This is a genomic window from Streptomyces sp. NPDC002754 (assembly GCF_053592315.1).
Genome location: NZ_JBSFVM010000078.1, coordinates 1 through 4482, shown reverse-complemented (window position 1 = coordinate 4482; position 4482 = coordinate 1). Strand labels below are relative to the sequence as shown.

Genomic DNA, 4482 nt, shown 5'->3' with positions numbered 1-4482 from the left:
GCCCTCGCTTGGGCCGTCGCCCGCGCCGAACAGGGAGGCGGGGCCGCGGCCGAGCGAGGCGCCCATCGTCACGAGGTGGGTGATCCGCTCGACCGGGACCAACGGCGCGACCGGCAGTCGCCGACGTGGACCGGACACGTGAACGACCCCCGCGGGGCGCCCCAGGCGGATGGGCCAAACGTCGACCCGCCACACCCGCGGAGCGCCAGGTACAGTGCGGAGATCAGTAGCCCATCTGGTGAGGCCCCTCCGCACGTGTTGACTCAGACCACCACTCGGGTGCTCGAACCGAGTGACCTCGACGCAGCGCTCGCCGTCCTCGACCGCGAGCCCGTCGCGAACGCCTTCGTGACGGCCAGGGTCCGGGTCGCCGGCCTCGACCCGTGGCGGCTCGGCGGCGAGATGTGGGGCTGGTACGAGGACGGGATGCTGGAATCCCTGTGCTACGCGGGCGCCAACCTCGTCCCGATCTGCGCGACCGACCGCGCCATCCGCGGCTTCGCCGACCGCGCCCGCAGGGCAGGACGCCGCTGCTCCTCCATCGTCGGCCCGGCGGAGCCCACCGCCCTCCTGTGGCAGCTGCTCGAACCGGGCTGGGGGCCGGCCCGCGAGATCCGCCCCCAGCAGCCGCTGATGGTGACGGACCGGATGCCCACGGACGTCACCCCCGACCCGTACATCCGCCGCGTCCGCAAGGACGAGATGGACACGATCATGCCCGCGTGCGTGGCGATGTTCACCGAAGAGGTCGGCATCTCCCCGATGGCCGGTGACGGCGGCCTGCTGTACCAGGCGCGGGTGGCCGAACTGGTCGGCTCGGGCCGCTCGTTCGCCCGCCTCGACGAGCACGGCAAGGTCGCCTTCAAGGCGGAGATCGGCGCCGCGACCGAGCAGGTCTGCCAGATCCAGGGCGTATGGGTGGCCCCCGAGTACCGGGGCCTGGGCCTCGCCGCCCCCGGCATGGCCGCGGTCCTGCGCTACGCGCTCGCCGACGTCGCCCCCGTGGTCAGCCTCTACGTCAACGACTTCAACACCCCGGCCCGCGCCGCGTACCGACGCGTGGGATTCGAGGAGGTCGGGGCGTTCATGAGCGTGCTGTTCTAGGCAGTCCTGCGGAAATTTGTTCAAGCTTCTGTTCAAGCTCCACTGACTTGTAGGTGTGTCTCACGATGTCTGCTCCCGGTTCCGGCATAACCGCCTGGCAGGAATGGCGTGCCGACCGGCACCGCTCCCTCACCGCCCCCACCGGCAACCTCGCCCTCGTCGAGACCTGCTGGCTTCCGCCCGGTGAGACCCCCGACCTCGACGCGGCCCGCGCGGGGCAGCCCGGCACCGTCACCGTGACGGCCCTGGAGCGCACCGACATGGTCACCGGCGCCCCCGAGCACGGCCTGCGCCTCTGGGACGCGAACTCCCCGGCGATCCAGCACTTCGAGAGCGTCGACGCCTTCGCGTACGACCCGTCCTGGGTCCTCGACGCCACGTACACGCCCGTCGAGGGCGCCCGCACCGTCTCCTTCGAGCATCTGCGGGACAACGGCGGCACCCGCGAGAAGGTCGTCCCCGGCGACATCGCCCTGACCGTCGACGGCACCGACTACACGCTCTCTGCGTTCGACGACGACGGCACCCTCCTCCTCGTCTTCGGCGACCCCACGAACGGCGACAGCACCTACGGCGCCGGCCGCTTCCTCTTCGTGGAGCACACCGGCGAGGGCCGGGTGCGCCTCGACTTCAACCGGGCCTTCGTTCCCCCGTGCGGCTTCTCCGATCAGTACAACTGTCCGATGCCGCCGCGGCAGAACCGTCTCCACCTGCCCGTCGAGGCGGGCGAGAAGCTCCCGGCCTTCCGCGCCGGTGCGGAAGGCCCTTCAATCGCCTGACCGGCTTTGTTCACCCGTCCCGGTCGCCCGTACTGCCGACCGCTCCTCGGGGTACCCTCCCCGCATGCCGCACCGGAACCGCACGGACGACCGCGCCGTCACCATCGGCCCCCTGGACCTGCGCAGCCGTGTCGACGAGGCGCTCGCCGTGCAGGCATACGCGTTCGGGCTCAGCGACGACGAGATCGCCGTCCGCCGGCAGATCGTGCTGCGGCACATCACGTACCCGGGGGCCCGTGCCCTCGGCGCCACGACGGAATCCGGCAGACTCGTCGGGTTCGTGTACGGGATGCCGAACGACCGCACCCACTGGTGGTCCACCGTCGTCGAGCCGTATCTGCGGTCCGGCGGCGAGGACCACTGGCTCGACGACTCCTTCGTGATCACGGAGTTGCACGTGCACCCCGGCTACCAGAACCGGGGCATCGGCCGGGCGCTCATCACGGCGATCACCGACGGCGCCACCCAGCCCCGCTCGATCCTCTCCGCGATCGACTTCGACAGCCCGGCCCGCGGCCTCTACCACTCGCTCGGCTACGAGGATCTGGCCCGACAGGTGCTGTTCCCGAGCGCCCCGCGGCCGTACGCGGTGATGGGCGCGCCCCTGCCGCTCAGGCGCCGGCCCTGAGACCGATTTCCGGCCGCGCCCACGGCCCGGCTAACCTCCTGACATCACCCGCCCCCAAGCTCTCAACTACGTTCGAGCAGGGGGGACCCCCAGTCGCAGGAGTCAAGAATCATGGCCAAGGTCCAGGTCCAGCGCATGTCCCGCTTGATGGTGAAGACACTGCGCGACGACCCGGCGGACGCCGAAGTCCTCAGCCACAAGCTGCTGGTCCGCGCCGGTTTCGTGCGCCGCACCGCCGCCGGTGTCTGGTCCTGGCTGCCGCTCGGCCGGCGGGTCTACGCGAACGTCGAGCGCGTCATCCGCGAGGAGATGGACGCCATCGGCGGCCAGGAGGTCCTGCTGCCCGCCCTCCTGCCCAAGGAGCCCTACGAGGCGACCGGGCGTTGGGAGGAGTACGGCGCGGAGCTGTTCCGTCTCCAGGACCGCAGGGGCGGCGACTACCTGCTCGGCCCGACCCACGAGGAGATCTTCACCCAGCTGGTCAAGGACCAGTGCACGTCCTACAAGGACCTGCCGGTGATCCTCTACCAGATCCAGACCAAGTACCGCGACGAGGCCCGCCCCCGCGCCGGCATCCTGCGCGGTCGCGAGTTCCAGATGAAGGACTCGTACTCCTTCGACCTCTCCGACGAGGGCCTGGCCGAGTCGTACGGCCTGCACCGCGCCGCTTACCAGCGCATCTTCGAGCGCCTCGGCCTCGACTACCGGATCTGCGCGGCGACGGCCGGCGCGATGGGCGGCTCGAAGTCGGAGGAGTTCCTGGCCCCGGCCGCGGCCGGCGAGGACACCTTCGCGGACTGCCCCGCCTGCGACTACGCCGCTAACACCGAGGCCGTCGGCTTCGCCGTGAAGGCGGTCGACGCGGAGGGCGTGCCCGCGCTCGTCGAGGTCCCCACCCCCGACACACCGACCATCGAGACGCTCGCTGCGTACATGGAGGTCCCGGCCTCCGCGACCCTCAAGAACCTCCTCGTGAAGGTCGACGGCGAGATCGTCGCCGTGGGCGTCCCCGGTGACCGCGAGGTCGACATGGGCAAGGTCGAGGCCCACTTCGCGCCCGCCACAGTCGAGCTGGTCACGGCCGAGGACTTCGAGGGCCGCGATGACCTGGTCCGCGGTTACGTGGGGCCGCAGGGCCTGGAGAAGGTCACCTACATCGCCGACCCGCGGGTCGCCCCCGGCACCGCGTGGATCACCGGCGCCAACCAGGACGGCGTGCACGCGAGGAACGTCGTCGCGGGCCGCGACTTCGAGGTCTCCGAGTACGTCGACGTGGTCGTCGTCCAGGAGGGCGACCCCTGCCCCGTCTGCGGCACGGGCCTCAAGCTGGACCGCGCCATCGAGATCGGCCACATCTTCCAGCTCGGCCGCAAGTACGCGGACGCGTTCCAGCTCGACGTCCTCGGCCAGAACGGCAAGCCGGTCCGCGTCACCATGGGCTCGTACGGCATCGGCGTCTCGCGTGCGGTGGCGGCGCTCGCCGAGCAGCACGCCGACGACAAGGGCCTGATCTGGCCGGAGGAGATCGCCCCGGCGGATATCCACGTGGTGGCGGCCGGCAAGGCGCTCCAGACGGAGCTGGCCCTCGAGGTCTCCGACAAGCTGGCGGCGGCGGGCGTCCGCGTCCTCGTCGACGACCGCCCCGGCATCTCGCCCGGCGTGAAGTTCACCGACTCCGAACTGATCGGCGTCCCGAAGATCCTGGTCGCGGGCCGCCGCAGCGCCGACGGCGTCGTGGAACTCAAGGACCGCCGCACGGGCGAACGCGAAGAACTGACGGTCGCCGAGGCCGTCGCCCGCCTCACGGCGTAACCACTCCGCGCCGGCGAGCCGGTCCCCGGGTTGCGGTCGCCGGTTCCTCCGCCTCGGGGCTCCGCCCCGGACCCCGCTGCTCAATCGCCGCAGGGGCTTGATCGCCTCAATCGCCGGCGGGGCCCGGGCAAATCAAGCCCCGCCGGCGATTGAGGCGCG

The 4482-nt window shown here is 71.3% G+C and carries 4 protein-coding genes; all 4 read left to right on the top strand.

What is annotated here, in order from left to right:
- Positions 1–255 precede the first annotated feature (255 nt).
- The 4 genes from ACWD2L_RS40815 (at position 256) to ACWD2L_RS40800 (ending at position 4323) form a co-directional block, all read left to right on the top strand.
- Positions 256–1104 carry a GNAT family N-acetyltransferase gene (locus ACWD2L_RS40815; protein ID WP_351345978.1) on the top strand — a complete coding sequence of 283 codons (849 nt, stop codon included), beginning with the start codon at positions 256–258 and terminating at the stop codon, positions 1102–1104.
- 65 nt (positions 1105–1169) lie between these two features.
- Complete coding sequence (locus ACWD2L_RS40810) at positions 1170–1883, top strand: DUF1684 domain-containing protein (protein ID WP_351345975.1); 714 nt, start codon at positions 1170–1172, stop codon at positions 1881–1883.
- A gap of 64 nt (positions 1884–1947) precedes the next feature.
- Positions 1948–2511, top strand: a complete 564-nt coding sequence (locus ACWD2L_RS40805) for a GNAT family N-acetyltransferase (protein ID WP_351345972.1) — start codon at positions 1948–1950, stop codon at positions 2509–2511.
- Between the two features lie 111 nt (positions 2512–2622).
- Positions 2623–4323 carry a proline--tRNA ligase gene (locus tag ACWD2L_RS40800; RefSeq protein WP_351345969.1) on the top strand — a complete coding sequence of 567 codons (1701 nt, stop codon included), beginning with the start codon at positions 2623–2625 and terminating at the stop codon, positions 4321–4323.
- Positions 4324–4482: the final 159 nt, after the last annotated feature.